Below are 24,981 nucleotides of genomic sequence, written 5' to 3'. Positions count from 1 at the left end.
CTCGCCGGCGCCCGCGGCGACCGCCCCGCGGCCGTCCGCCCCGATCGTGCTGCGTCCGAAGGCCCGCGCGGTGACCCCCCGGGTCTTCCTCGTCGGCGCCTCGACCGGCGGCCCGCGGGCGGTGGGCGAGATGCTGGAGAAGATCGGCGCGGCGACGCTTCGCCGGGTGCCGATCCTGATCGTCCAGCACATGCCGCCGATCTTCACTGCCGTGTTCGCCGAGCATCTCGCCACCCGCACCGGCCTCACCGCCGCCGAAGGCAAGGCCGACGAGCGCCTGGAGCCCGGCCGGATCTACGTCGCCCCGGGCGGGCGCCACATGGGGTTGACCGGAGGGCCGGGCCGAGAGCCGGTGATCCGCCTCGACGACGGGCCGCTGGTGAACTTCTGCCGCCCGGCCGTGGACGTCCTGTTCAAGGACGCCGCCACGCTGTTCGGGCCCGCGACCCTGTCCGTCGTGCTCACCGGCATGGGTTCGGACGGCACCCACGGCGCCCGCGCGCTGGTCGAGGCCGGCGGCGCCGTCCTTGCCCAGGACGAGGCGACGAGCACCGTCTGGGGCATGCCCGGGAGCGTCGCCAAGGCGGGACTCGCCCAGGCCGTGCTTCCGCTTCCCGAGATCGGCCCCGCGCTTCGCGCCTTGCTCACGGGACAGGGCGCATGACCGAGCTCGAATTCGACTACCTGCGCGCCTACCTCAAGCAGCGCTCCGGCCTCGCGCTCACCCCGGAGAAGCGCTACCTCGTCGAGAGCCGGCTCACGCCCGTCTGCCGGCGCTTCGGCCTCGCGACGCTGCGCGACCTCGTCGGCACCCTGAAGGTCGCCCGCGACTCAGCGATCGAAAAGGCGGTCGTCGAGGCGATGACCACCAACGAGACCTTCTTCTTCCGCGACCGCACGCCGTTCGACCTCTTTCGCGACGTGCTGCTGCCGCAGGCCATGGCGCGCCGCGCCGGACAGCGCCGGCTGCGCATCTGGTGCGCGGCGGCCTCGACCGGGCAGGAGCCGTACTCGCTGGCGATCCTGCTGCAGGAGGCCGGCGTCAAGCTCGCCGGCTGGCAGGTCGAGATCGTCGCCACCGACCTCTCAACCGAGGTGATCGAGAAGGGCAAGCTCGGCCTCTACAGCCACTTCGAGGTGCAGCGCGGCCTGCCGGTGCAGTGGCTGCTGAAGTACTTCACACAGGTCGGCGAGCAGTGGCAGATCGCGCCGAGCCTGCGGTCGATGGTCGACTACCGGCCGCTCAACCTGCTCAACGGCTTCGAGGCGCTTGGCACCTTCGACGTGATCTACTGCCGCAACGTGCTGATCTACTTCGACACGCCGACGAAGGCCGACATCCTCGGACGCCTGGCCGACCGGCTCGGCCCCGAAGGCGCGCTCCTCCTCGGCGCCGCCGAGACGGTGATCGGGCTGACCGACCGCCTGAGCCCGAACCCGCAGCACCGCGGGCTCTACGGCGTCGCGGCCCCGGCCGTGCGCGCGGCGAGCCCGGTCGCCCCGCCGGCCCCGCAACTACGGGTCGCCGCCCGCTGACGGGCTCGTCCGCCGGCACTTGAGCCGGCGGCGACCGCGACGAACGGAGACGCCGGAAACATTTCGAAATCTTAAGGGCAACAACTCCTTAACCGCGGCGTGGGCACTTTGCACACGGACCCGCGGCCGGGCGTTTCCGGCGCCTTCACGGGATTGCCCCCATGAGTTCGATCTCCAGCACCACCGCGTCGCAGCTTCAGCCGACGCAGCGGCCCGCGCACGCCCACAAGAACCGGGTCGCCTCCGAAATCGACAGCCAGGCCTCGGCCGGCACGATCTCCTCGACCGACGCGACCGCGCTGACCAGCGCCCTCGACTCGATCGACGCGAGCCTCAAGTCCGGTAGCAGTGCAAAAGACGGCGCGTCGGCGGCGTCGGGCGGCACCGCGACCGCCCGCCTCGATCCCTCCGCGATGAAGGACAAGATCGACGGCCTGATCGCCGACCAGGTCACCAGCGGGACGCTGACGAACGACCAGGCCACGACCCTGAAGTCGCTCTTCGCCGAGGGCGACAAGAACGCCGGCGGCGCGGTTGGCGGGGCCGGCGGCCGACCCTCCGGGCCGCTCCCCGGCGCTCCGCCGAGCGGCGATGCGTCGTCGGGCCTGAACCTCGATTTCGCGGCCTCCGACACCACGGGCACCGCGTCGACGAGCGACCTCCTGGCGAGCTTCATCAAGCAGCTTCAGGCGACGCAGACGACCGGCTCCGGCTACGCGTCGAGCGGTTCGGCCAGCGCCCGCAGCAGCGCCTCCGCCCTCGTGGTCGACTTCCGAAGCTGAGCGCACGGCCGCCGTGTTGCGGGATGGGAGGGCGGGACGCCGCCGTTCCCGCCGCGCCTTCGACGGTCGCGCGTGTGCCGGCGCGAGACAGGAACGCCGTCTGCGGGTAGGACGCCGTCTCGGCGCCTAGCGGCAGGAGACATTCGATGACGGCAAGGCCGAAGGTCGCGTTCATTGGCACCGGCGGGACGATCTCGTCGCTGGGCCGCGATTCCCTGGACATCCTCGACTACACCGCGACCGGCAACCGGCTGGAGGCGCAGGCGATCCTCGACGCGGTGCCGGAGGTGCGCGCGGTTGCCGAGGTCGTGCCCGTCGCCTTCCGCGCCGTGCCGAGCCCGGCGATCGGCTTCGCCGAATGGCGCGACCTGGTGAAGACCTGCGAGCGGCTGGCGGCCGAGCATCCCGACCTCGTCGGCATCGTCATCGGGCACGGCACCGCCACCCTGGAGGAAACCGCCTACGCCCTGAGCCTGACGCTGACCGTGGACGTGCCGGTGGTGCTCGTCGGATCGCAGCGGCCGATGAGCGCCCTGTCGAGCGACGCCGGGCTCAACCTCGTCGCGGCGATCCGCACGGCGGCGTCGCCGCACTCCCGCGGGCGCGGCGTACTCGTCGTGCTCAACGACGAGATCCAGGCGGCCCGCGAGGTGACCAAGACGTCAGTCGCCCGGCTGCAGACTTTCCGCACGCCGGATTTCGGCGTGCTCGGCCATGTCGACGGTGCGTCGGTGCAGTACTACCGGCGCTCCGAGCGGAGCCACGCTCCGGGCACGCCCTTCGACGTCCGCGCGCTCGACGCCCTGCCGCGGGTCGACGTGTCCTACGGCTACGCCGACGCCGACGGCACGGCGGTGCGCGCCTTCCGCGCCGCCGGCGCGCAGGGGATCGTCTCGGCGGGCCTGGCACCCGGCATGACGCCGCCGCGGGAGGCCGACGCCCTCGAAGAGGCGGCGGCGGCCGGAATCGTCGTGGTGCAGTCGACGCGCGCGGGCAGCGGCGTCGTCCCGCTCACCACCCGCCTGCGGGAGCGCGGCATCCTCAGCGCGGACAACCTGACGCCGCAGAAGGCCCGCATCCTGCTCGCCCTGGCGTTGACGGTGACGCGCGAGCCTTCGGAGATCGCGCGGATCTTCGCGACCTACTGATCCGCCGTGGGAGCACGATGCCGGTTCGCTCGGCCGGTTCGCTCGGCCTGTTCGCTCGGCCGGTCCGCTCGGCAGGGGGCCGCCATCGACAAGGATCGATGGGAGGCGCAAGACGGTGCCATGGCAATGGCGGCATTATCCATCGTCTCCCTCTCGGGACCGGAACGTGAGCGCATCGCCGCGGATCTGGCCGAGATCGCCTGCGCCGCCGGCGAGATCCTGCTCGGGCACCACGGCCACGACTGCCCGCACGTGCTGAAGGTGGACGGCTCGCCATCGAGCCATGCCGACCTCGAGGCCGAGCAGCTGATCCTGGCCAACCTCCTGGAGCGGTTCCCGGCGATCCCGGTCGTGGCCGAGGAGACCTGCCACGACGTGCCGCCCGCCGACCGGTTCTTCCTCGTCGACCCCCTCGACGGCACCCGCGACTTCCTCGCCGGCAGCCCGGAATTCGCGGTGTGCATCGCCCTGATCGAGGGCAACCGGCCGGTCGCCGCCGCGCTCGCCGCGCCGGGCGTCGGCCGCGTCTGGCAGGCGGGCGTCGTCGCGCACGAAGCGCCGATCGAGGCGGGTCGGCCCGGCTCCATCCGCGCCGTCCACACCCGCCCGGAGCCGAAGGACGGGCTCACGGCCCTGGGCAGCCGCCGCCACGGCGACATCGAGACCGAAGCCTGCCTCGACGCCCTCGGCGTCACGGAGCGGCGTCCGGCCGGCTCGGCCCTCAAGTTCGCGCTGATCGCCTCGGGCGAGGCCGACCTCTACGTCCGCTGCGGCCCGACCATGGAGTGGGACACGGCGGCCGGCGACCACATCCTCACCGCGGCCGGCGGCCGGGTCGTGACACCGACCGGGCGGCCGATCATCTACGGCCGGCACGCGATGGCCTACCGTAACGGCCCCTTCGCGGCGCTCGGCGACCCCGCGCTCGCCGCCCGCGTCGCGCTGCCCGACCGGGGGCCGATCCTGCGGCCGCGAGAGAGCGCAGGCGTGCCCGAGCTTACTCCCGTGCTCCGTCCGTGAGCCCCTGCAGGGTGGGCCAGGACGCCTCGGCCTTCGCCGCGAGGCTCGGCTCCGCCACCACCCGGTCGCGGTGTTCGGCGTTTCGGAACAGGTAGAGGCGCTCGTCCACCACAGCGAAGACGAGCGGGTCCGCGTCGACCAGCCGCCCGTCGAGGATGCCGACGAGGTCGTAGCCGCCGAGCCGCGGCGTGTAGACCGTCGGGTCGCGCAGGAACACGGCCCGGTTGGCGGCGCTGGCGAAGCGCCAGCTCCAACCCGCGCCCGAGACCTCGAACGTCGCCAGGCCCGCCTGCGGCCCCTCCGGCAGAAAGTAGCTCACCGGGTCGAACCCCGCGAGCCCGAGATAGCCGGACGCCGGCGTCTGGCCGCGTGCGGGCCCGGCGAGACCCGCCAGGACGAGGCCGGCGCAGTCACGTCGCGTTAACCACATCGTGTCCACTTGGTCCCCAGTTCTTGAGCCCGACGTTTTCTTGAGCCCGACGTTCGCAACCGGTTTCGCGGCCTCATCGATCGTCGTGCGGAGCGGCGCAAGGCCTGCCGCTTGTCTGGGGGGCGAACGCAGGGCTTCGTCCAGGCGCGCGACCGTGTCCCGTGAAGGCGCCGCCCCGAGCGGATCGAGGAGGAACCATGACCGCACCCGATTCTCCCCGCACAAACCATCTCTGCCAAGCCGACGCGAAACGCCATCCGACACCGACCCGCCGCCATGCTCTGGCCGGCCTCGGTTCGGCCGGCCTCGCCGTGCTCGGCTTGCTTCCAGGCGCCGCCCTTGCTCGCGGCGTCGACGACCCTGGCGCGCCCGAGAATTTCCGCCCGGGCGAGATCGTCGATTCGGGGCACAAGTTCTTCGGCAACGTCTCGCGCGGGCTGGCGCTGACCGTTCAGGAGGCGACCAAGCGCTGGGGCGAGCCCAACGGCTACATCCTCGGGCAGGAGGCCTCCGGCGCCATCGTCGGCGGCGTCCGCTACGGCGAGGGCACGCTCTACACCCGCAACGCCGGCCAGCGCCGGATCTATTGGCAGGGCCCGACCCTCGGGTTCGACATCGGCGGCGACGGCGACCGCACCATGATGCTGGTCTACAACCTGCCGGCGGTGAAGGGCATCTACCGCCGCTTCGGCGGCGTCGACGGCTCGGCCTACTTCGTCGGCGGCTTCGGCATGACGGCGGTGACCAACGACGGCATCGTCGTGGTCCCGATCCGCACCGGCGTCGGCGCGCGGCTCGGCATCAACGTCGGCTACCTGAAGTTCACCGGCACGCCGACCTGGAACCCGTTCTGAGGCGTCGCGAATCGCGATTTCGCGCCCGCGTCCAAAACCGGTTAGACTGAGCGCCAACGTTGGTCGGGCATGCCCGGCTCGCGGGCGCGGTGCACGGGTTCTGCTCGGGTTCCGGTGCCCGTTTCGGCGTGTGGTCGCGTCGTCGCACGAGCGGGCAGGGGTCCGCCGCGCGGCGTCGCTCAAGGGAACGAGTTCGCCCGCGTGATCGAAACCGTGATGGTCTTCGCCCTCGGCTTTCTGGTGGCGACCCTGTGTGCGCTGCTGGCTCTGCCGGCCGTGAACGCGCGCGCCGCCCGGCTCGCGCGGCGGCGGACCGAGGCGCAGCTGCCGCTCTCCGTCGAGGAGATCGCGGCGGAGAAGGATTTCCTGCGGGCCGAGTTCGCGGTGGGGCAGCGCCGGATGGAGCGCGCCGTCGAAGCCGCACGCGCCAAGCGCCACGCCGACATGGCGGCCCTCGGCGGCCGAACGCTGGAGGTGGCGGCGCTCGCCCGCGACGTCGCCGCGCGCGACGCCGAGATTGCGGAAGCGCTCGCGCTCCGGAAGCGCCTGGAAGGCGAGCTCGAGACCGCGCAGGCCGACGGCTCGGCGGGCCTCGCGACCCTGCTCGCGCTCGAGGAGGCCCACGCCGACCTGCTCGACAGCCTGCTCGCCGCACGGCTCGATCCAGCCGCGCCCGAAGCGACGCTCGCCGACCCGGCCGAGAGCGAGCGCAGCGTCCGCGAAAAGCTCGCGGCCGCCGAGGCGGCGCTCGCACGGTCCGCCTCCGATCGCGGCGAGACGGTCGAGCGCGAGAACGCCGACCTTCGCCGGCGCATCACCGAAGTCGCCGACGCGCTGGCGCAGCGCGAGCGCCTGCCGCCGGTGGCGGCCTACGCGATGCACGCATCGTCGCACTGATCGGCCGCCGGCGCAGCGGATTTCGAGGCGCGCGCTTGCGAAACCCCTCCGCGATGCCTTGTTTCCACCACGCGATGGCATCATCGCACCGCCATCCCGCATTTCGACCCGACAGATGGAACGACGCCCCATGGCCTTGAAGCTCATGCCCCTCGCCCTCGCGCTCGGCTTGGCCGTGTCGTTCTCCGCGCCGGCCTCCGCCGCGCCCGAGACCAAGCGCGGCAACGAGACCCTGAAGAAGTACTGCACCGGCGATTACCTGAACTATTGCGGCAACCTCGCCCCCGAGGATCCGAAGCTCGACGCCTGCTTCGAGAAGAACTGGAAGTCGCTGTCGGAGAACTGCCGCCGCGCCATCGACGCCTACCAGGCGACCACGGGCGGCAAGAAGGGCTGAGCCCGCGCAAGTCGACCGGCGCGCTTCGGATTCGCGCTGTGGCGCGGGGGCGCTCGCCTCGGGGTGCGGCAACGGCTAAGGTGTGATCCTCCCTCGGGAGGACCACACCCAGAAGTGCCCGCCGGACCCTCCGCGATGCCGCCCTCCCGCGTCCTGACGTCGATCCTAGCCGCAGCCCTCGTCGCGCTCGCGCTGGCGGGCTGCGGCCGCCGCGGCGCCCTGGAGCCGTCGGGCGCCTCGGCCACGGTGCCGGCACGGAACACGGCCCAGGGCACGCCCACGACGACGGCCGGACCTCGGACGCTTCCCGTCAGCACCGGCCTCGGCGGCGGCGCGCCGGAGCCCGATCCGCTCGCGGTCCGCGCCGGCGACGAGCTGCCGCCATCCGCGCTCGCCCCCGCTTCCGGCACCGAGGCGCCGGTGGAGACGAGCCGCGGCGCCAAGCGCGGCTACCGCATCCCGAAGGATCCCTTCATCCTCGATCCGCTGCTCTAGGCCGCCGCCCGCGTGGCGGACCGCACGCACCGTCACCAAACCTTGCTCTCTCGCCTCGGGGCGAGGTTCCCCCGCGGACGGGATCTCGAGCCGAACGGCGGATCTCGACGCTTCCCGGACACGGCCGAACGATGCACCATTTCCAGGATCGCGACGGACGCCTGCACGCCGAGGACGTCGACCTGACGGCCTTGGCCGAGCGCGTCGGCACGCCGTTCTACTGCTACAGCACCGCCACCCTGGAACGGCACTACCGCGTGTTCGCCGATGCCTTCGCCGGCGACGACGCGCTGGTGTGCTTCGCGATGAAGGCGAACTCCAACCAGGCCGTGCTGGCGACGCTCGCCCGCCAGGGCGCCGGCATGGACATCGTCTCCGAGGGCGAGCTGCTCCGCGCGCTCCGCGCCGGGGTCGAGGCCCGCAAGATCGTGTTTTCGGGCGTCGGCAAGACGCAGGACGAGATGGCGGCGGCGCTGAAGGCCGGCATCTTCTGCTTCAACGTCGAGAGCGAGCCGGAGCTGCTCGCGCTGTCCGCGGTGGCGACCAGCCTCGGAATCGACGCCCCCGTCTCGATCCGCGTCAACCCGGACATCGACGCCGGCGGCCACGCCAAGATCTCGACGGGCAAGTACGAGAACAAGTTCGGCATTCCGATCACGCGCGCGCCCGCCGTCTACGCCCTGGCCGCGACGCTGCCGGGCCTCGCGATCCACGGCGTCGACATGCATATCGGCAGCCAGATCACCGACTTGGCGCCGTTCGAGAACGCCGCCCGCCTGCTCGCCGGCCTCGCCGGACGGCTGATCGCCGAGGGCCATCCGATCCGCCACATCGATTTCGGCGGCGGCCTCGGCATCCCCTATCGCGACGACAACGCCCCCCCGCCGGACCCGGCGGCCCTGGCCGCGACGATCCGGCCGCATTTCGCGCCCCTCGGTTTGCGCCCGGTCTTCGAGATCGGCCGGATGATCGCGGGCAACGCCGGCATCCTCGTCACCCGTGTGCTGTACGTGAAGGAGAGCGAGGGCCGCACCTTCGTCATCGTCGACGCCGCGATGAACGACCTGATCCGGCCGACGCTGTACGAGGCCTACCACGCGCTCCGGCCGGTCGAGGCGCCGGCCGCCGACGCGCCGCGCGTGACCGCGGACGTAGTCGGCCCGGTCTGCGAGACCGGCGACTACCTCGCCCTGCAGCGCGAGATGCCGCAGGTCGCGCCCGGCGCGCTGATCGCGGTGATGACCGCGGGCGCCTACGGCGCGGTCCAGGCCGGCACCTACAACACCCGCCGCCTCGTGGCCGAGGTGCTGGTCAGCGGCGCGCAGGCCGCGATCGTGCGCCCGCGCCAGACCTACAACGAACTGATCGGCCTCGACCGGATGCCCGACTGGCTCGCTTGAGGGTTCGCCGCCGCCTCAATGCCCCGGCGTCGCCACCGCGCCAGGCTTGTCGTGGGTGCCGAGGCGTTCGACCAGGGTCGCGCTCGCGCGGTTGAGGCCGACGATCTCGACCGCGCGGCCGTGGTGGCGGAACTTCAGCACCACCCGGTCGAGGGCGTTGATCGCGGTGATGTCCCAGAAATGCGCGGCCGTGAGGTCGAGCACGATCCGCTCGGCGTCGTCGCGGAAGTCGAACGCGCCGTGGAAGGCCTCGGCGGTCGCGAAGAACAGCTGACCGGTGACGACGTAGGTGCGGACCGCGCCCTCGCGCCGGCTCGCGACGTCGAACACCCGGGCGACCTTGCGCGCGAAGAACACCCCCGACAGCAGCACCCCGACGAGCACGCCGCGGGCGAGGTCGTGGGTCGCCACCACCACCGCGACGGTCGCGAGCATCACCACGCTCGACGAGCCGGGATGGCGGGTGAGGTCGCGGATCGAGCGCCAGGAGAAAGTCTGGAGCGAGACGAAGATCATCACCGCGACCAGCGCCGCCATCGGGATCTGCCGGACGTAGGCGCCGAGGACGAGGATCAGGAACAGCAGGAAGCAGCCGGCCCACAGGCACGAGAGCCGGCCGCGGGCGCCCGAGGTGACGTTGATCACCGTCTGGCCGATCATCGCGCAGCCGGCCATGCCGCCGAAGAAGCCGGAGACGATGTTGGCCGCGCCCTGGCCGAGGCATTCCCGGCTCTTGTCGCTGCCGGTGTCGGTCATCTCGTCGACGATCGCCGCGGTCATCAGGGATTCGAGCAGGCCGACCATCGCCACCGTGGCGGCGTAGGGCACGATGATCCGAAGCGTCTCGAGGCTCAGCGGCACCTGCGGCAGCAGGAAGGACGGCAGGCTTGCGGGGAGCGCGCCCATGTCGCCCACCGTCCGCACCGGGAGCGCCAGCGCGATCGCGGCGATGGTCAGCAGGACGATGCAGACGAGGGGGGAGGGCACCGCCTTGGTGAGCCGCGGCAGGCCGTAGATGATCGTCAACCCGATCGCCACCATCGCGTAGACGGTCGGCCCGCGCCCGATCAGCTCGGGCATCTGCGCGAGGAAGATCAGGATCGCCAGCGCGTTGACGAACCCGGTGATCACCGAGCGCGAGACGAAGCGCATCAGGTCGCCGAGGCGCAGCAGGCCGGCGCCGATCTGGATCAAGCCGGCGAGGATCGAGGCGGCGAGCAGGTATTGCAGGCCGTGCTCGCGGACGAGGCCGGCCATCACCAGGGCGGTGGCGCCGGTGGCCGCCGAGATCATCGCCGGGCGCCCGCCGACGATGGCGGTGGTGACCGCGATGCAGAACGAGGCGTAGAGCCCGACCTGGGGGTCGACGCCGGCGATCAACGAGAACGCGATCGCCTCGGGGATGAGGGCGAGCGCGACGACGGTGCCGGCGAGCAATTCGCGCGGCACGTGCGGGGCCCATTCGGCCCGCAAGGTCTGGAAGGTCATGCAATATGTCCGGCCCGCGCCAAGCTGGAGGCGGCGTGCGAGCCCAAAAAGAGGAGCGATCTCGAAGGGTGACGGTTCGACGGACCGCGTGCGCCGTCCCGCGGAGGCGGACGGCGTGGCGGCGGGGCGCGCTACGGCGGCGTCGTCGAGGACGGGCGGGCGTCTGTCGGAACCATGCGCCCTGTTAGACAGCCGCGCGTCGCGCGGCAACCCGTCGGCCGCTCAGGCCGACGCCGCGGCCACCGCGCGCAGGTCCGCGACCAGTTCCGCGACGCGCTCGCGCTTCGCGTCCCAGGCGAACATGAACCGGGCTCCGCCGCCGATGAAGGTGTAGAAGCGCCAGCCCTTGGCGCGCAGGCGCTCCATCATCTCCGCCGGCATCGCCAGGAAGACGGCGTTGGCCTCGACCGGAAACATCGGCGCGATCCCGGGCATGTCCGCCACCGCCGCGGCGAAGTCCTGGGCGCAGGCGTTGCCGTGCGCGGCGTTGCGGAGCCAGGCCCCGCTTTCCAGCATCCCGACCCAGGGCGCCGACAGGAAGCGCATCTTGGAGGCGAGCTGCCCCGCCTGCTTGCAGCGGTAGCCGAAATCCTCCGCCAGCGCGGGCTCGAAGAACACCACCGCCTCGCCGGCATGCATGCCGTTCTTGGTGCCCCCGAAGCAGAGCACGTCGACGCCCGCGCGCCACGTCATGTCCGCCGGGCTGCATCCGAGATGCGCGCAGGCGTTGGCGAAGCGCGCCCCGTCCATGTGCAGCGACAGGCCGAGGTCGCGGCAGGTGGCCGAGATCGCCTGCAATTCGGCCAGGGTGTAGACCTGCCCCGTCTCGGTCGGCTGGGTCACCGTCACCACCCGGACCTTCGGGAAGTGGATGTCCTTGCGGTTGGTGGCGAGCGCCCGGATCGCGTCCGGGGTCAGCTTGCCGCTCTCGGTGCGGACCGTGAGCAGCTTCGAGCCGTTGGAGAAGAATTCCGGCGCGCCGCACTCGTCGGTCTCCACGTGGGCGGCGTCGGCGCAGATCACGCTGTGGTAGGAGCGGCAGAGCGAGGCCAGGGCCAGCGCGTTGGCGGCGGTGCCGTTGAAGGCGAAGAACACCTCGCACCGGGTCTCGAACAAGGTGCGGAAGGCGTCCGCGGCGCGTGCGGTCCAGGCGTCCTCGCCGTAAGCCGGCGCATGCCCGGCGTTGGCCTCCCCCATCGCCCCCCAGGCCTCCGGGCAGATGCCGGAATAGTTGTCGCTGGCGAATTGCTGCGCGTCGTCGTTCATCGGTCACCCCTGCCATAGGACGATCGCCGTGTGGCCGCCGCCGTCCGGCAATCCTTGTGTGGTGTCGGCGCGAACACCCTACCAGAGCCGCGACTGAGGCTGCCCGGTCACAGTTCGCGCGGATCGCGTTCGCGTCGCCTATCCGGTTGGAACTCGTCGCCGCTTGGTGTAAGAGCCTGCCCAAGGTGCAGATCTGGTGCCGAATCGAGACGGTCCGAACCGCGTCCCGCCCGGGCGATCCCCGGGTCCGGGGCGCTGTCGGTTTCCCGCTCCGTCGCGGGCGTCTCGCCGCCGACACCGACCGAATGCCACGTTCAAACTGGTTCTAGAGGATCCACTCCGTTGCAGGTACTCGTTCGCGACAACAACGTCGATCAGGCGCTCCGCGTCCTCAAGAAGAAGATGCAGCGCGAAGGCATCTTCCGCGAGATGAAGCAGCGCAAGGCCTATGAGAAGCCTTCGGTGCGCAAGGCGCGCGAGAAGGCCGAGGCCGTCCGTCGCGCCCGCAAGCAGGCCCGCAAGACCGCGATCCGCGAGGGCCTGATCGCCGCCCCGAAGCCGAAGCCCCGTTTCGGCGCCGGCGGCCCCCGTCGTCCCGGCTTCCCGTCGATGACCCCGTCGGCTCCGGCCGGTGGCGCTCCGGCGGCCCCCGCCGCCGAGTAAGTCGATCCGGGCCGCGAGGCCCGTCGATCGCGACCGTCGATCGCGACCCTCGAAAAAGCCCGGCCGCGCATGCGGGCCGGGCTTTTTCGTGCGCCGAAGCATTTTCGATCCCGTGAGATCGCGGACGACGCGTTCGGCGCCGTCCGGGTCGATCGAGCGAACGCTCAGGCGGCGCGGGCGGCTTCCGTCGCATGCTCGGCCTGGACCAGCACGTCGAGGGCGCGCCACGGCTTCTGCATGAACACCGCTTGCGCCGGCATCCGCGCGTCGCCGCCGGCATCGTAGCCTGAGGTCACCACCACCCGCACGTCCGGCCAGCGGCGCTCGACGGTGCTAGCGAGCGCGAGCCCGTCCATCGCGCCGGGCAGACGGATGTCGGCGAAGAGCAGCGCAACGGTGACGTCGTCGCGCTCCAGAATCGAGATCGCGGCCTCCGCGCTGTCGCAGGCGATCACCCCGAGGTCCGTCTCCTCCAGCACGGCGGCGGCGAGGTTGCGGACCGCGGCATCGTCCTCGACGACCAGGGCGACGGGACAGGGGGAGGGGGCGCGGTCCATGGGACCTCCTTCGCGAGATGTGAGGATGCGGTGATGCCTGACGGGTGGTGCGGCCTCGTGGCGAGCCACTGATTCCCGATCCAAGCATGCTGCGCCGTCCGAAGCCGGGTAACAAGAGTCGGATTTCGTCTCATGCGCATGCCTGCCTTGCGACCGGTTTGGCGATGATCCGTTCGGGAGCGCACAAACTCTGTGTATGGTGCGGTGCGTTAGCGAACTGTTCACCATCGACATCTAAATGTTACGGTTCGGCGACGGCGCGGGACCGGGTTTGCCCGACAGGCAGATCCGGTGCGTTTCGCGGCCGTGCGATCAGCGAGAGGTTGGTCCCAAGCATGTGCCGCTTCCTGGCCTATAGCGGCGAGCCGGTTTTTCTCTCGGATCTCGTCTGCGCGCCCACCCACTCGCTCGTGCACCAGTCGCTGCACGCCGAGCAGGGGAAGACCGAGACCAACGGCGACGGCTTCGGCCTCGGCTGGTACGGCGAGCGACCGGAGCCGGGCGTCTATCGCGACATCTTGCCGGCCTGGTCGGACGAGAACCTCGTCAACCTGTGCGGGCAGGTCCGCGCGCGGACCTTCTTCGCCCACGTGCGCGCCTCGACCGGCACGGCGACCGCGCGGACAAACTGCCACCCCTTCGTCAACGGTCGCCACCTGTTCATGCACAACGGGCAGATCGGCGGATACCTGCGGATCAAGCGCCGCCTCGAGGCGCTGATCCCGGACGCCCTCTACGACGGGCGTCGCGGCAGCACCGATTCCGAGGCCCTGTTCCTGCTGGCCCTTGCTAACGGCCTTGCCGAGGACCCGGTCGGCGCCATGGCCAAGACGCTGGCGACCGTGCGCGACCTGATGCGGGGCGCCGGCATCACCGAGCCGCTGCGCTTCACTGCGCTCCTCACCGACGGCGAGGAGATCTTCGCCTATCGCTGGGCCTGCGATGCGCGGCCGCCGAGCCTGTACTACCGCCAGACCGAGACCGGGCTGGTGGTGGTTTCCGAGCCGATCGACGGCGCCAAGGAAGGCTGGCAGGTGGTGCCGAAGGGCGGCACGCTGCGCGCGCGCCGGGGGGGGGCGGTGACGGTGAAGGGTCCCGAGCCGGTCAAGCGCAGCATCACCGCCTGACGCGGACATCCGATCGCGTTCGTTCCCCGCTCCGCCTTGCCCCCCGGGGCGCCGAGGCCGACATTGCCCCCGTCGCCGGCCCTCGCGGCTGGCCGGGCAGGGAATGCAAGCCGACATGTATCCGGACGTGAAGCTTCACATCGCCGGCGCCTGGGGCGCCGGCTCGGGCGGCGAGACGCTGCCGGTGCTCAACCCCGCCACCGGCGAGACCATCGGGCAGTGCGCGGTCGCCACCCAGGACGACCTCGACCGGGCGCTCGAGGCCGCCGCCCGCGGCTTCGCGCAGTGGCGCCGAGTCTCGGCCTTCGATCGCGCCAAGGTGCTGCGCAAGGCGGCGGACCTGCTGCGCGAGCGCGCCGACGACATCGCCCGCATCATGACGATCGAGCAGGGCAAGCCGCTCGCCGAGGCCCGCGTCGAGACGATGGCCGCGGCCGACGTCACGGACTGGTTCGCGGAAGAAGGCAAGCGCGCCTACGGCCGGGTGATTCCGCCTCGCGGCGACGGCGTGCTGCAGTTCGTGGTGCGTGAGCCGGTCGGGCCGGTGGCGTGCTTCACGCCCTGGAACTTCCCGATCAACCAGGCGGTGCGCAAGATCGCCGCCGCGCTCTGCACCGGCAACCCGGTGATCCTGAAGGGCCCCGAGGACACGCCGGCGAGCTGCGCCGAGCTGGTGCGCGCCTACCTCGATGCCGGCGTTCCGGGCGATTGCCTCGCGCTGGTCTACGGCGACCCGGCGACGATCTCGTCGTACCTGATCCCGCATCCGGTGATCCGGAAGATCTCGTTCACCGGCTCGACCGTCGTCGGCAAGCAGCTCGCGGCCTTGGCCGGCCAGCACATGAAGCGGGCGACGATGGAGCTCGGCGGCCATGCGCCGGCGATCGTATTCGGCGACGCCGACGTCGAGAAGGCGGTGGCGGTACTCGGCGCCAACAAGTTCCGCAACGCCGGCCAGGTCTGCGTCGCGCCGACCCGGTTCCTCGTCCACGACTCGGTGTTCGACCGCTTCGTCGCGGGCTTCACGGACCTCGCCGCCAACCTCAAGGTCGGCGACGGGCTCGACCCCGACACGAAGATGGGGCCGCTGATCCACGGGCGCCGTCTTGAGGCGATGGAGTCGCTCGTGGCCGACGCCAGCGCCCAGGGCGCGACGCTTCGCACCGGCGGCAAGCGCATCGGCAACCGGGGCAACTTCTTCGAGCCGACGGTGCTCACCGACCTGCCGCTCACCGCGCGGATCATGAACGAGGAGCCGTTCGGCCCGGTGGCCGCGATCCAGCGCTTCAGCGACGACGAGGACGCCTACGTTGAGGCGAACCGCCTGCCCTACGGCCTCGCGGCCTACGCCTACACCCGCTCGTCGGAGCGGGCGACGCGGGTGTCGAACCGGGTGGAGAGCGGCATGGTCTCGATCAACCACCACGGCATCGCGCTCCCGGAGACGCCCTTCGGCGGGGTGAAGGAATCCGGCTACGGCAGCGAGGGCGGCACGGAAGCGCTGGACGGCTACCTCGCGACGAAGTTCGTCACCCAGGCGAATTTCTAAGGAGCAGGCGGCGCCGACGCCTCGTCCATCCCCCTTCTGCGGGGGAGGGTCGAGGCCGCTCGATCCGGCTCAGTAATGCGGCGGCGGGGGCTCCGCGCCCCCCGTCGCCGCGCGGGCGCCGGCTTCCTCGACGCGCTCGGTCAAGGTGTCCACCTGCCGCCGCAGCCGGTCGATCAGCCGCCACTGCTCGGTGACGGTGCGGTTGAGGTCGTCGATCGTCGCGTCCTGCTCGGTCAGGCGCATCTCGAGATGGTCGATGCGCGCGGACACGTTCGTCGCCGAATCGGTCATCGCAGCGCCTCCGGCGGATGGTCGGGCCGTTCCGCCAGCGCCGGCCCCAGCGCGATGCGGCCGTCGAAGACGAAGCAGTCGCCGGTCCAGCGGCTCTCGGCCTCCGGCACGGTTTCGAGATACTTCAGGATGCCGCCCTGGAGCAGGTGGACGCGGGCGAACCCGCGCGCCGCGAGGTAGGCGCCCGCTTTCTCGCAGCGGATGCCGCCGGTGCAGAACAGGGCGAGTTCGGCCGCCGGATCGAGGGTCTCCGCGAAATCGCGAAAGTCGCCGAAGCGCGTCAGCCCGGGATCGACCGCGCCCGCGAACGTGCCGAGCGCCACCTCGAACCGGTTGCGGGTGTCGATCGCCACCACCCCCGGCCGGTCGAGCAAGGCGTTCCACGCCTCCGGCGCGACATAGGTCCCGGCCCCCTCGGACGGATCGGTGGCGCCGCCGTCGAAGGTCACGATCTCGGGCTTGAGCTTCACCTTCATCCGCGCGAAGGGCGGCGCCTCCGCCGTCGAGAGCTTGCATTCGAGCCGGTCGAGGCGGCCGTCGAACAGGTCGGGCCCGTTCAACGCAGCGAGGAACGCGTCGATCGCCTCGGCCGACCCCGCGACGGTGCCGTTGGTGCCTTCGCGAGCCAGCAGCAGCGTTCCGGTGAGGCCGAGGCGCCGGCAGACGCGTTCCAGGGCCGGGGCCAAGGTGGCGGCATCCGGGAGGGCGACGAACTGATACAGGGCGGCGACGGTGTGGGGCATGGCGCGGGTTTAGCAGGCTTCAACTGCGCAGGAAGCTTCCTTTTGAAACCGTCTCCTGCGACGGGTCCGGAATTCAACAGGGTTTCGAATCAGGCCAACAATCCCGTTAGTAGGAAAATTTACTTGCAAAATGAACTGTCATATGCGATGGTGAGAGGTGGCCAAGGAGTATCGATGTGACCAAAAATCGATCTTTAGATCAATATATCGAAAATACTCGTTTAAAGATCAGGTTATTACAATTTAAAGTTTTGCTATTAAGAGATCATATTCAAATAAAAGAATATGATCCTAATCAGCCCCGAACTCCAGCGGGGGACTCAAATGGTGGAAGGTGGGTTGGACGTGATGACAGTCGATCTATCACGGTCGATCAGAAGCCGATCTTTGATAGTCGATATACTGCGCTGGCAAAAAACTCTGAGGAGTACTGCGATGAGCAATATAAACGAGATGTTTTTCAATGTAGAATGGTAGGGCTAAGAGGTTGTTACGCACAGGCGATGGTGAGGCTAGTGGCTTGCGAGCAAGGAAAAACAATTCCGCCCCTAAACTAGTGAGGCTATGATGTTGATAGCAACCAGACTGATTACGCTTATTCAGAATTCGGACAAAATTCAAGTCGAGGTCCGTTTATTTGCACCTACAAAAGAAGAGGCTGATTGGATTTGTCGGTACGAAATCGACTGGCCCTCTGCTCGAAGGTCTAGTTTTGCTGCAGGGTTAGATTCAATGCAAGCTATTTATCTAGCGCAGCAGAAAATTGGAATCGATATATATATGAGTAATCATCACGCTAAAGGTAGTATTTATTGGCAAACACCCAACTCCGGGTATGGTTTTCCCGTTCCAAAAAATGGCCGCGTTTTTCTTGTCGGAGAAGATAAAATATTCGATGGATAAAGTACAAATTTGCGGGGGCGCCCGGTCAATGCGCCTCCTCCCAGTTCCCAGCCGCCCGCGCCTCTACCACCAGTGGCACGTGCAGCGTCAACGCAGGCGCGGGCGCCTCTTCCATGATGCGCTTGATCACCGGGATCGCGCGGTCCACCTCGGCTTCGTTGGTCTCGAACACCAGTTCGTCGTGCACCTGCAGCAGCATACGCACGTTCAGGCGTTCGGCGACGAGCGCCGCCTCCATCCGGGTCATCGCCCGGCGGATGATGTCGGCGGCGGTGCCCTGGATCGGGGCGTTGATCGCCTGGCGCTCGACGCTGGCGCGCTCGGACGGGTTGTTGGAGCGGATCTGCGGGTAGTGGCAGACGCGGCCGAACAGCGTCGTCACGTAGCCCTTGTCGCGGCAGATCTTCTTCGTGGTGTCGATGTAGTCGCGGATGCCGGGGAAGCGCTCGAAATACTGCTTGATGAACAGGCTCGCCTCCTCGCGCCCGATGCCGAGGCGGTCGGCCAGCCCGAAGGCAGAGATTCCGTAGATGATGCCGAAGTTGATGGTCTTGGCCCGGCGCCGCAGGTCCGGCGTCATGTCCGAGAGCGGCACGCCGAACATCGCGCTGGCGGTCGCCGCGTGGATGTCGATGCCGTCGGCGAAGGCTTGGCGCAGCTGCGGGATGTCGGCCATGTGGGCGAGCAGGCGCAGCTCGATCTGGCTGTAGTCGGCCGAGATCAGGCGGTTGCCCGGGTCGGCGACGAAGGCGCGGCGGATGCGGCGGCCCTCCTCGGTGCGGATCGGGATGTTCTGCAGGTTCGGGTCCGACGAGGACAGCCGGCCGGTGGTGGTGGCGGCCAGCGAGAACGAGGTGTGCACCCGGTTGGTGTCGCGGTCGGCGTGCTCCTGCAGCGAGTCGGTGTAGGTCGACTTCAGCTTGGCGAGCTGACGGAAGTTGAGGATCTTTTTCGGAAGGTCGTGCCCCGCTTGGGCCAACTCCTCCAGCAGCGTCGCCGGCGTCGCCCACTGGCCGGACGGCGTCTTCTTGGCGCCGGGCAGGCCCATCTTGCCGAACAGGATGTCGCCGATCTGCTTCGGCGACGAGACCTGGAAGCGCTCGCCGGCATCCTCCTGGATCTCCTCCTCCAGCCGCGCCAGGATCTGCGAGAAGTCGCCCGACAGCCGCGAGAGCATGTTGCGGTCGACGCGGATGCCGTGCTGCTCCATCCGGGCGATCACCGCGATCAGCGGCCGCTCCAGGGTCTCGTAGACGGAGAGCCGCCGCTCGGCGACGAGGCGCGGCTTCATCATCCGCCACAGGCGCAGCGTCACGTCGGCGTCCTCGGCCGCGTAGGCGGTGGCGCGGTCGAGCGGCACACGGTCGAAGGTGACCTTGGCCTTGCCGGTGCCCGCCACGTCCGAGAAGGTGATCGGCTGGTGGCCGAGATGGCGCTTGGCGAGCTCGTCCATGCCGTGCCCGCCCTTGCCGGCATCCAGCACGTAGGAGATCAGCATGGTGTCGTCGCACGGGGCCACGGTGATGCCGTAGCGCTGGAACACGAGCCAATCGTATTTCAGGTTCTGCGCCACCTTGAGGACGCTCGCGGCCTCGAGCAGCGGCTTCAGCCGGTCGAGCGCGGCCCCGCGGTCGATCTGCGCCGGCAGCGGCTCGACGAGGTCGGAGGCCTTCGCCCCGCCGCCGAACAGGTCGTCGGCGTTCGGCGCGGCTTCGACGGCGCGGACATGGGCGAGCGGGATGTAGGCGGCCCGCCCCGGCGCGACGCAGAGCGAGACGCCGACGAGGTTGGCGTGGTGCGCATCGAGCGAGTCGGTCTCGGTGTCGACCGCGATCACCCCGGCCTCGTGCGCTTCCGCGATCCAGGCATCGAGGTGTTCGAGCGTGAGGATCGTCTCGTAGGCGCTGGTGTCGAACGGCTTGCTCGCCTCCGCCGCGCGCGCCGCGACGAGGGTCGAGGGCGACGGATCGGACGGGCCGCGGGCCTTCGGCGCCGCATCCGGCAGGCCGAATTCCGCGAAGGGATCGACCTCGGCGCCACCCTCTGCGCCCGTCGCGGCGTCGGCGAAGGGTGCGTCGTCGGCCTGGACATGGCCTGGGAGCAGGCGCGGGTCGGGCTTCACCGCCTCCGGGTCGACGTGCAGCATCGCGGCGATGCGCCGGGTCAGCGTGTTGAACTCCATCGCCTTCAGGAAGCCGACGAGCCGTTCCGGGTCGGGCTTGGGCAGGCGCAGGTCGTCGAGCGCCACCGGCACGTCCACGTCCTCGACCAGCGCCACGAGCCGGCGCGAGAGCCGTGCCTGCTCGATGCCGGCCAGCAGCGTCTCCCGGCGCTTGGGCTGCTTGATCTCGCCCGCCCGCTCCAGCAGCTGCTCCAGGCTGCCGTATTCCTTGATCAGGGCGGCTGCGGTCTTCAGGCCGATGCCGGGGACGCCCGGCACGTTGTCGGAGGTGTCGCCGATCAGCGCCAGCGCGTCGCCGATCTGGTTCGGCTGCAGGCCTTCCCACTTGGCGACGATCGCCGCCTCGTCGAGGTTGCGCTCCGGGCGGTGGCCGGGCTTGCCCTTCGAGCCGGATTCGAAGTCGTAGAACCGCACCAGCGGCCCGACGAGCTGCATCAGGTCCTTGTCGGACGAGACGATGATGACGCCCGCGCCCCGCGCCTCGGCCTGCCGGGCGTAGGTGGCGATCAGGTCGTCGGCCTCGTAGCGCTCCATCTCGATCGCGTGCAGGCCGAAGGCGCGCACCGCGTCGCGCATCAGCGGCATCTGCCGCTTCAGGTCGTCCGGCGCATCGGGGCGGTGGCCCTTGTAGTCGGGGAAGAGCTCCTTGCGGAACGAGCCCTCCGACTTGTCGAAGACGATGCCGAGATGCGTCGGGCAGATGCCGGCGGCGCCCTCCTGCACGAACTGCGCGATCTTGGTGCAGAACAGCCGCACGGCGCCGGTCGGCAGCCCGTCGGACGGCCGGAAGTTGAACTTTTCCGGCTGGTTGATCGCCTGGAAGTAGGCCCGGAAGATGAACGACGACCCGTCCACCAGGATCACCTGATCGCCGGGGCCGACAGGTGATGATGTTGGACTGTCGGCGGTCATGGCGCGCGGGTGTCTCGAAGAATGGGAGGGAGATGGATTAGGCCGGCGAAGACCGATCGGCCTCGAGTTCGGTGCGGCAGACCACGGCAATCTCCGTCAGCGGCTGGTGGACGGTCTTCCACACGATGTCCAGCGCGACGCGGTGATAGGCGTGGCGGTAAAAGTTGCCCGTATCTGCGATGTCCTGCCAGGGAATGTGCGGATGCCGGGCCTTGAATGCGGCGCCTCGCCGCCGGCTCGCCTCGGAGACGATCTCGATGCAACGGATCACTGCGTAGCTCGTCCGCAGGTCGGTGGCGAAGGCTTCGAAGGACATGCCGTCGATGAAGTTGCGGGCGGCCTGAGCGTCGTCGAGGATGTCGACGCAGGCGTCGGATTCGCGCTCAGAAAGCACGGATGGCATCGCGTTCGGCTCGCGAGAGGATGTGAGGCTTCAACGTTTCGCGAGTGGCGACATCGACGGGGACTGAAAACAAGCTCCCGATTGCCCGGCAAATTCCGACATCGTTGAAGGCGTCGCGCACCGCCTCAGCTTCGATCTCGATCAGCACGTCGAGATCGCTGTCCGCATGACCTTCACCTCGGGCGATGGAGCCGAACAGGGCGGCATGGCGGACGCCGAGGCGCTGTAGGGCGTTCTCGTTCGCCCGAAGGATACCGATGGCGGTGTCGCGATCCATGGAACGTATCTATCCCTGAATCGCGGCGAATTAAACAATCCTCAGGTCGCAACCCCGACCGTATCCGCCATCTTCGCCCGCCGCGTGCCGAGCGGCTGCGGTGCGCCGACCGTGGTGTCGTGCGCGGTCTGGTGCTCCATCTCGGCGTTCACCTCCGCGCCGAGCAGGACGATCACGGTCGAGATCCAGATCCAGGTCATGAAACCGATCACGGCGCCGAGCGAACCGTAGGTGTCGTTGTACTTGCCGAAGTTCGCCACGTACCACGAGAAGCCGAGCGAGCCGGCGAGCCACGCGAATGCGGCGAGCGCGCTGCCCCAGGTCACCCAGCGCCAGCGCGGCGCATCCCGACATGGCCCGTAGCGGTAGAGCAGGGCGAGGCCCCCGAGCACGGCGACGAACAGCGCCGGCCAGCGTAGGAGGGCGAGGTACCACGCGTCGCCCGAGAGCCCGACGGTGTTGAACACCACCGGCAGCACCACGATCGCGCCGAGGGCGAGGATGATGAACAGCAGCGCGCCTCCGGTGAAGGCGAGCGAGCGCAGGTTGAGCCAGACGAAGTTCCGCGTCTCGCGCTCTTCGTAGACGATGTTGAGCGCGTCGAAGATCGCCTTCATGCCGCCGTTGGCGCTCCAGACCGAGAGCAGGATGCCGGTGAAGAAGGTGATCCCGAGGGTGGTGTCGCCCTTGGCCGCGATCCGCTTCACCTGCTCGCCGACGATGTCGATGGCGCCCGAGGGCATCACCCCCTGGAGGCTGGCGAGGTGGTCGTTGATCGTGGCGACGTCGGCGAACAGGCCGTAGCAGGACACCAAAGCCGCCACCGCCGGGAAGATCGCCAGCAGCACGTAGAAGGTGACGCCGGCCGCGACCGAGACCAGGCGGTTCTCCTTGAGGTCGCGGAACACCCGCAGCCCCACATCCTTCCAGCCGCTGCCCGGGATCTCGGACGGGCTGCGCGCCTGGCGGCCGCGATCCGCCTCGGTGCGCGCCACCGCCTTGGCCTCGCCGCCGGCATGCGACGGGGCCTCTGCACGCGGCCCGTCCGAACCGGTCTCGGACCGCGCGTCCAGCCGGTCTCCGCCGCGCCGCCGGGGCAGGACGGCGATGCCGACGAGGGTCGCGGCGAGCGCAAGCGTCCAAATCGCGGACTGGCGGTCGTCCTGCGTTCCCGCGCCGAAGTCTCGATCCGTCATCCAACATCCCGTCGCGGTGGCCGTCCAGGGGACGGCGCGTCGCGACGACAACCGGAGGTCGTGAGGAGTGTTTCCCCCGGGGACGGACGAATTCTCAAGGACGCGGGTTTTATTTCACCTGAACACTGTCCACGACCTCACGAAATTTGGCGAGCGTGCCCTCGCGCTGGTCCTGGCGCACCACGCCGAGCGCGCGCAGGTATCCGTCCGGCGCGAAGCGGATCGTCTGGGAGACGACGACCGGCGTATTGGTCGGCAGGTCGGTCGCCCGCGCCACGATCTCGTGCCAGTCGACGCCGTTCGAGCGGTAGCTCTGCGAGCGCTCGATCACGAAGTCCTTCATGGTCTGGTTCGAATACAGGGCCGCCTTGGCGAAGCCGTCGCGCTGCTCGGCCGTCGGCGGCTGCTGCACCGCCTGGGCGAGCACCAGGATCGGCTGCTCCAGGTTGGTCATCTGGTCCTTCGGCCCTTGAGTCATCAGCACCGAGTTGCCGGCCAGCACGCGCAAGGGGCGGAAACCCGCCGGGTCGCCGACGCGGAAGGGCAGGGCGTCGACCTGCTGCTCCAGCGTCAGGGCCGGGCGGATCGTCACGCCGGTGACGAGGCTGCGCATGGTCTTCTCGGTCTCGGCGTCGGGAACCGCCTGGCCGATGATCAGGCCGGTGACGGTCGCATCGCCCACCAAAAGCAGCCACTTGCGGATCGTCGGCGTGCTGCCGCCCGGCTCGCCCGGCTGCGAGCCGGTGAACAGCATGCCCTCGGCCTCGCCGATCTTCACCGGCTCGCGCGTCTCGACGGAGAAGCCCTGACTCTTCAGGTTCGCGTCGGTGAAGGTCTGCACGAGGTCGGCGAAGGCGGTGGCCGGCAGCTCGACCACCGAGAGCGTCGCCCCGCCTTCCTTGCGCTCGAAGCCGGCGAAGCGGCGCGAGGGCGACATGTCCGAGGGCGGCTCGAAGCCGAAGCGCGAGCCCGCCGGGTAGACCGGCTCGGCAGCCGAGGCCGGCCCCGCTTCGAAGCCGAGCGCCAGGGCGAGCAGCGCGAGGGTGGACAGACGGTGGCGCAGACGCATCGAACCAGGATCTCCACGATCCGGGACGGTGCCGGACCGGCTGCGATGGGTCGGCCCGCGGCCGGGCTCTGTCAAGCGGACGCGTTTACACGTCTCGTCTCGCCGTCTTGCCGAGCAACGGAGCGCCGGCCCCGATGCGCGGTCCAGGTCATGCGCCGCGTCGCCACGGCGGCGGCGAGGATGCCGGCGGCATAGGTCAGCATGTTCCAGGGCGAGAAGAGGCGCCCGAGGAGGAGCTGCCCGGCCAGCGTCGCCCGGAACGCGTCGAGCGCCGGATCTCGGTGGAGGCGCAGCAGTTCGATGCCGCATGCGACAACGATCGCGACGGCGACGGCGGCCGTGCGGCTCCAGCCCGGTGGGCGTCCGGCCGCGACGAGACCGTAGAGCATCGCGCCCCAAAGCAGGCCGCCGCCGACGTGATGCGCCGTCAGCGGCAGACCCCACGGCACCAGCCTGAGAACGAGGCCCGCCAGGATCGCGCAGGCGGCGAGCCCGAGGAAGCGCAGGCGGATCAGCATGCGCGCGACGGGACGATCGCGCCGTCGTCGATCGGCTCGCTGTCCGGCCCGGCGATCCCGTTCACCCAGGCAACGAGGGTGTAGGACAAAATCATCAGCAGCGCCCAGGAGGCCAGCTTGGACAGCGGCACCATGCTCCAGGCAATCCTCTGCCCCGAGTAGAGCCACGTGCCGGTGGCGGTGCCGATGTTCTCCGCGAACCAGATGAACAGCGACACCAGCACGAGCCCGAGGGGCAGCGGCATCGCGCGATGCACGCGCCAGACCTTGAAGCGGATGGTGGTGCGCCCGAACAGGAGCGCGGCGGCGGCGATCAGCCCGATGCGGACGTCCGGGAAGCGGTCGTTGAGCAGGAAGTTGGCGTAGATCGCGACCGAGAGCAGGCTCAGGGCGACGAGGCTCGGATGCCGGGTGAAGCGGAAGTCGAACAGGCGCCAGACGCGAGCGAGATAGCTGCCGACGGCGGCGTACATGAAGCCGGTGAAGAGCGGCACGCCGCCGATCCGGAACAGCGAGGGCTCCGGGTAGATCCAGCTGCCGATCGCGGTCTTGTGGATCTCCATCACCGTCCCGACTACGTGGAAGGCGAGGATCACGACGGCCTCGTCCCGCGTCTCGAGCCCGCCCGCCAGCATGGCCGCCTGGATCGCCACCGCGGCGAGGAAGAGGAAATCATAGCGCGCCAGCGGCGCGTGCGCCGGGTAGGCGAAGTGGGTCGCGATCAGCAGGCCGAGCATCAGCGCGCCGAACAGGCAGGCCCAGCCCTGCTTCACGCCGAAGCGCAGGAACTCGTAGAGGCCGGCCGCGAGCGGGCCTCGGGCGGCGGCGCGTGACGGGCTCGACCCCGTGAGCGATCGCGAGGACACGCGCGCGAGCGC

Annotated in this window: 26 protein-coding genes; 13 read left to right on the top strand and 13 right to left on the bottom strand. The window is 69.8% G+C overall.

Translation table 11 applies throughout. The annotated features are described in order from the left end of the window. From FV229_RS14295 to FV229_RS14275, 5 genes are all read left to right on the top strand, one after another. Window positions 1-664: CheB methylesterase domain-containing protein (locus FV229_RS14295; RefSeq protein WP_147752622.1), on the top strand; the 664-nt coding region annotated here is incomplete at its 5' end. Then, window positions 661-1,536 carry a protein-glutamate O-methyltransferase CheR gene (locus FV229_RS14290; protein WP_147752621.1) on the top strand — a complete coding sequence of 292 codons (876 nt, stop codon included), beginning with the start codon at window positions 661-663 and terminating at the stop codon, window positions 1,534-1,536. The genes FV229_RS14295 and FV229_RS14290, both read left to right, overlap by 4 nt. 161 nt (window positions 1,537-1,697) lie before the next feature. Further along, window positions 1,698-2,318 carry a hypothetical protein gene (locus tag FV229_RS14285; RefSeq protein WP_147752620.1) on the top strand — a complete coding sequence of 207 codons (621 nt, stop codon included), beginning with the start codon at window positions 1,698-1,700 and terminating at the stop codon, window positions 2,316-2,318. Window positions 2,319-2,464: 146 nt separating this feature from the next. Next, on the top strand, window positions 2,465-3,466 hold the full coding sequence (locus FV229_RS14280) for an asparaginase (RefSeq protein ID WP_147752619.1): 1,002 nt from the start codon (window positions 2,465-2,467) through the stop codon (window positions 3,464-3,466). 126 nt (window positions 3,467-3,592) lie between these two features. After that, on the top strand, window positions 3,593-4,486 hold the full coding sequence (locus tag FV229_RS14275) for a 3'(2'),5'-bisphosphate nucleotidase CysQ (protein ID WP_246688197.1): 894 nt from the start codon (window positions 3,593-3,595) through the stop codon (window positions 4,484-4,486). On the opposite strand, the gene FV229_RS14270 is transcribed toward FV229_RS14275, so the two are convergent. Then, entirely contained in the window at window positions 4,464-4,916 is a 453-nt protein-coding gene (locus FV229_RS14270) for a YHS domain-containing (seleno)protein (RefSeq protein WP_246688196.1), read from the bottom strand. The two genes, FV229_RS14275 and FV229_RS14270, sit on opposite strands and share 23 nt — an antisense overlap. A gap of 197 nt (window positions 4,917-5,113) precedes the next feature. Between FV229_RS14270 and FV229_RS14265 the strand changes: the two genes are divergently transcribed. From FV229_RS14265 to lysA, 5 genes are all read left to right on the top strand, one after another. Next, window positions 5,114-5,770, top strand: coding sequence for an EipA family protein (locus FV229_RS14265; protein WP_147752617.1), 657 nt, complete (start codon window positions 5,114-5,116; stop codon window positions 5,768-5,770). Window positions 5,771-5,971: 201 nt separating this feature from the next. Continuing rightward, window positions 5,972-6,667, top strand: a complete 696-nt coding sequence (locus tag FV229_RS14260) for a hypothetical protein (RefSeq protein WP_246688195.1) — start codon at window positions 5,972-5,974, stop codon at window positions 6,665-6,667. A 130-nt stretch (window positions 6,668-6,797) separates the two neighbouring features. Then, window positions 6,798-7,064, top strand: coding sequence for a 3',5'-cyclic-nucleotide phosphodiesterase (locus FV229_RS14255; protein ID WP_147752616.1), 267 nt, complete (start codon window positions 6,798-6,800; stop codon window positions 7,062-7,064). Between the two features lie 135 nt (window positions 7,065-7,199). Further along, on the top strand, window positions 7,200-7,559 hold the full coding sequence (locus tag FV229_RS14250; protein ID WP_147752615.1) for a lipoprotein: 360 nt from the start codon (window positions 7,200-7,202) through the stop codon (window positions 7,557-7,559). 131 nt (window positions 7,560-7,690) lie between these two features. Further along, window positions 7,691-8,959, top strand: coding sequence for a diaminopimelate decarboxylase (gene lysA / locus FV229_RS14245; protein ID WP_147752614.1), 1,269 nt, complete (start codon window positions 7,691-7,693; stop codon window positions 8,957-8,959). 15 nt (window positions 8,960-8,974) lie between these two features. On the opposite strand, the gene FV229_RS14240 is transcribed toward lysA, so the two are convergent. Both FV229_RS14240 and FV229_RS14235 read right to left on the bottom strand, forming a co-directional pair. After that, entirely contained in the window at window positions 8,975-10,447 is a 1,473-nt protein-coding gene (locus tag FV229_RS14240) for a SulP family inorganic anion transporter (RefSeq protein ID WP_147752613.1), read from the bottom strand. Window positions 10,448-10,669: 222 nt separating this feature from the next. Beyond that, window positions 10,670-11,713 carry a low specificity L-threonine aldolase gene (locus FV229_RS14235; RefSeq protein ID WP_147752612.1) on the bottom strand — a complete coding sequence of 348 codons (1,044 nt, stop codon included), beginning with the start codon at window positions 11,711-11,713 and terminating at the stop codon, window positions 10,670-10,672. Between the two features lie 342 nt (window positions 11,714-12,055). Here FV229_RS14235 and rpsU point away from each other — a divergent pair, with 342 nt between their 5' ends. Continuing rightward, the gene (rpsU, locus tag FV229_RS14230; RefSeq protein ID WP_147752611.1) at window positions 12,056-12,376 is read left to right on the top strand and encodes a 30S ribosomal protein S21; all 321 of its coding nucleotides are present in this window, start codon (window positions 12,056-12,058) and stop codon (window positions 12,374-12,376) included. A 164-nt stretch (window positions 12,377-12,540) separates the two neighbouring features. Here the strand turns inward: rpsU and FV229_RS14225 are convergent, their stop codons facing one another. Continuing rightward, complete coding sequence (locus tag FV229_RS14225) at window positions 12,541-12,933, bottom strand: response regulator (RefSeq protein ID WP_147752610.1); 393 nt, start codon at window positions 12,931-12,933, stop codon at window positions 12,541-12,543. A gap of 335 nt (window positions 12,934-13,268) precedes the next feature. Here FV229_RS14225 and FV229_RS14220 point away from each other — a divergent pair, with 335 nt between their 5' ends. Together FV229_RS14220 and FV229_RS14215 are read left to right on the top strand one after the other, a co-directional pair. Continuing rightward, window positions 13,269-14,060, top strand: coding sequence for a class II glutamine amidotransferase (locus FV229_RS14220; RefSeq protein ID WP_147752609.1), 792 nt, complete (start codon window positions 13,269-13,271; stop codon window positions 14,058-14,060). A 115-nt stretch (window positions 14,061-14,175) separates the two neighbouring features. After that, window positions 14,176-15,609 carry an NAD-dependent succinate-semialdehyde dehydrogenase gene (locus FV229_RS14215; RefSeq protein WP_147752623.1) on the top strand — a complete coding sequence of 478 codons (1,434 nt, stop codon included), beginning with the start codon at window positions 14,176-14,178 and terminating at the stop codon, window positions 15,607-15,609. A 69-nt stretch (window positions 15,610-15,678) separates the two neighbouring features. Here the strand turns inward: FV229_RS14215 and FV229_RS14210 are convergent, their stop codons facing one another. From FV229_RS14210 to FV229_RS14170, 9 genes are all read right to left on the bottom strand, one after another. Next, entirely contained in the window at window positions 15,679-15,900 is a 222-nt protein-coding gene (locus FV229_RS14210) for a SlyX family protein (protein WP_147752608.1), read from the bottom strand. Further along, on the bottom strand, window positions 15,897-16,643 hold the full coding sequence (locus tag FV229_RS14205; protein ID WP_147752607.1) for a rhodanese-like domain-containing protein: 747 nt from the start codon (window positions 16,641-16,643) through the stop codon (window positions 15,897-15,899). The genes FV229_RS14210 and FV229_RS14205 overlap by 4 nt, the downstream gene beginning before the upstream one ends. A 928-nt stretch (window positions 16,644-17,571) precedes the next feature. Continuing rightward, window positions 17,572-20,640 carry a DNA polymerase I gene (gene polA / locus FV229_RS14200; protein ID WP_147752606.1) on the bottom strand — a complete coding sequence of 1,023 codons (3,069 nt, stop codon included), beginning with the start codon at window positions 20,638-20,640 and terminating at the stop codon, window positions 17,572-17,574. Between the two features lie 37 nt (window positions 20,641-20,677). Then, complete coding sequence (locus FV229_RS14195; protein ID WP_246688194.1) at window positions 20,678-21,034, bottom strand: HepT-like ribonuclease domain-containing protein; 357 nt, start codon at window positions 21,032-21,034, stop codon at window positions 20,678-20,680. Continuing rightward, entirely contained in the window at window positions 21,024-21,320 is a 297-nt protein-coding gene (locus FV229_RS14190) for a nucleotidyltransferase domain-containing protein (RefSeq protein WP_147752604.1), read from the bottom strand. Before FV229_RS14190 ends, FV229_RS14195 begins: the two co-directional genes overlap by 11 nt. 41 nt (window positions 21,321-21,361) lie before the next feature. After that, a complete protein-coding gene (locus FV229_RS14185; protein WP_147752603.1) occupies window positions 21,362-22,516 on the bottom strand; it encodes a YihY/virulence factor BrkB family protein in 1,155 nt (384 codons plus the stop codon). 109 nt (window positions 22,517-22,625) lie between these two features. Further along, window positions 22,626-23,585 (bottom strand): hypothetical protein, encoded by a 960-nt coding sequence (locus FV229_RS14180; protein WP_147752602.1) that lies wholly within the window; start codon window positions 23,583-23,585, stop codon window positions 22,626-22,628. 71 nt (window positions 23,586-23,656) lie between these two features. Then, window positions 23,657-24,103 carry a DUF2809 domain-containing protein gene (locus FV229_RS14175; protein ID WP_147752601.1) on the bottom strand — a complete coding sequence of 149 codons (447 nt, stop codon included), beginning with the start codon at window positions 24,101-24,103 and terminating at the stop codon, window positions 23,657-23,659. After that, window positions 24,097-24,969 carry a DUF817 domain-containing protein gene (locus FV229_RS14170; protein WP_246688198.1) on the bottom strand — a complete coding sequence of 291 codons (873 nt, stop codon included), beginning with the start codon at window positions 24,967-24,969 and terminating at the stop codon, window positions 24,097-24,099. The genes FV229_RS14175 and FV229_RS14170 overlap by 7 nt, the downstream gene beginning before the upstream one ends. Window positions 24,970-24,981: the final 12 nt, after the last annotated feature.

The organism is Methylobacterium sp. WL120 (assembly GCF_008039465.1).
Classification (GTDB): Bacteria; Pseudomonadota; Alphaproteobacteria; order Rhizobiales; family Beijerinckiaceae; genus Methylobacterium; species Methylobacterium cerastii.
The sequence above is the reverse complement of the archived record's forward strand: the minus strand, read 5'-3'. Positions and strand labels throughout refer to the sequence as shown.

Coding starts and splice junctions, on each gene's coding strand:
- FV229_RS14290 (WP_147752621.1), top strand. CDS start 661: ATGACCGAGCTCGAATTCGACTACCTGCGCGCCTACCTCAAGCAGCGC.
- FV229_RS14285 (WP_147752620.1), top strand. CDS start 1,698: ATGAGTTCGATCTCCAGCACCACCGCGTCGCAGCTTCAGCCGACGCAG.
- FV229_RS14280 (WP_147752619.1), top strand. CDS start 2,465: ATGACGGCAAGGCCGAAGGTCGCGTTCATTGGCACCGGCGGGACGATC.
- FV229_RS14275 (WP_246688197.1), top strand. CDS start 3,593: ATGGCGGCATTATCCATCGTCTCCCTCTCGGGACCGGAACGTGAGCGC.
- FV229_RS14270 (WP_246688196.1), bottom strand. CDS start 4,916: ATGTGGTTAACGCGACGTGACTGCGCCGGCCTCGTCCTGGCGGGTCTC.
- FV229_RS14265 (WP_147752617.1), top strand. CDS start 5,114: ATGACCGCACCCGATTCTCCCCGCACAAACCATCTCTGCCAAGCCGAC.
- FV229_RS14255 (WP_147752616.1), top strand. CDS start 6,798: ATGGCCTTGAAGCTCATGCCCCTCGCCCTCGCGCTCGGCTTGGCCGTG.
- FV229_RS14250 (WP_147752615.1), top strand. CDS start 7,200: ATGCCGCCCTCCCGCGTCCTGACGTCGATCCTAGCCGCAGCCCTCGTC.
- lysA (WP_147752614.1), top strand. CDS start 7,691: ATGCACCATTTCCAGGATCGCGACGGACGCCTGCACGCCGAGGACGTC.
- FV229_RS14240 (WP_147752613.1), bottom strand. CDS start 10,447: ATGACCTTCCAGACCTTGCGGGCCGAATGGGCCCCGCACGTGCCGCGC.
- FV229_RS14235 (WP_147752612.1), bottom strand. CDS start 11,713: ATGAACGACGACGCGCAGCAATTCGCCAGCGACAACTATTCCGGCATC.
- FV229_RS14225 (WP_147752610.1), bottom strand. CDS start 12,933: ATGGACCGCGCCCCCTCCCCCTGTCCCGTCGCCCTGGTCGTCGAGGAC.
- FV229_RS14220 (WP_147752609.1), top strand. CDS start 13,269: ATGTGCCGCTTCCTGGCCTATAGCGGCGAGCCGGTTTTTCTCTCGGAT.
- FV229_RS14215 (WP_147752623.1), top strand. CDS start 14,176: ATGTATCCGGACGTGAAGCTTCACATCGCCGGCGCCTGGGGCGCCGGC.
- FV229_RS14210 (WP_147752608.1), bottom strand. CDS start 15,900: ATGACCGATTCGGCGACGAACGTGTCCGCGCGCATCGACCATCTCGAG.
- FV229_RS14205 (WP_147752607.1), bottom strand. CDS start 16,643: ATGCCCCACACCGTCGCCGCCCTGTATCAGTTCGTCGCCCTCCCGGAT.
- polA (WP_147752606.1), bottom strand. CDS start 20,640: ATGACCGCCGACAGTCCAACATCATCACCTGTCGGCCCCGGCGATCAG.
- FV229_RS14190 (WP_147752604.1), bottom strand. CDS start 21,320: ATGGATCGCGACACCGCCATCGGTATCCTTCGGGCGAACGAGAACGCC.
- FV229_RS14185 (WP_147752603.1), bottom strand. CDS start 22,516: ATGACGGATCGAGACTTCGGCGCGGGAACGCAGGACGACCGCCAGTCC.
- FV229_RS14180 (WP_147752602.1), bottom strand. CDS start 23,585: ATGCGTCTGCGCCACCGTCTGTCCACCCTCGCGCTGCTCGCCCTGGCG.
- FV229_RS14175 (WP_147752601.1), bottom strand. CDS start 24,103: ATGCTGATCCGCCTGCGCTTCCTCGGGCTCGCCGCCTGCGCGATCCTG.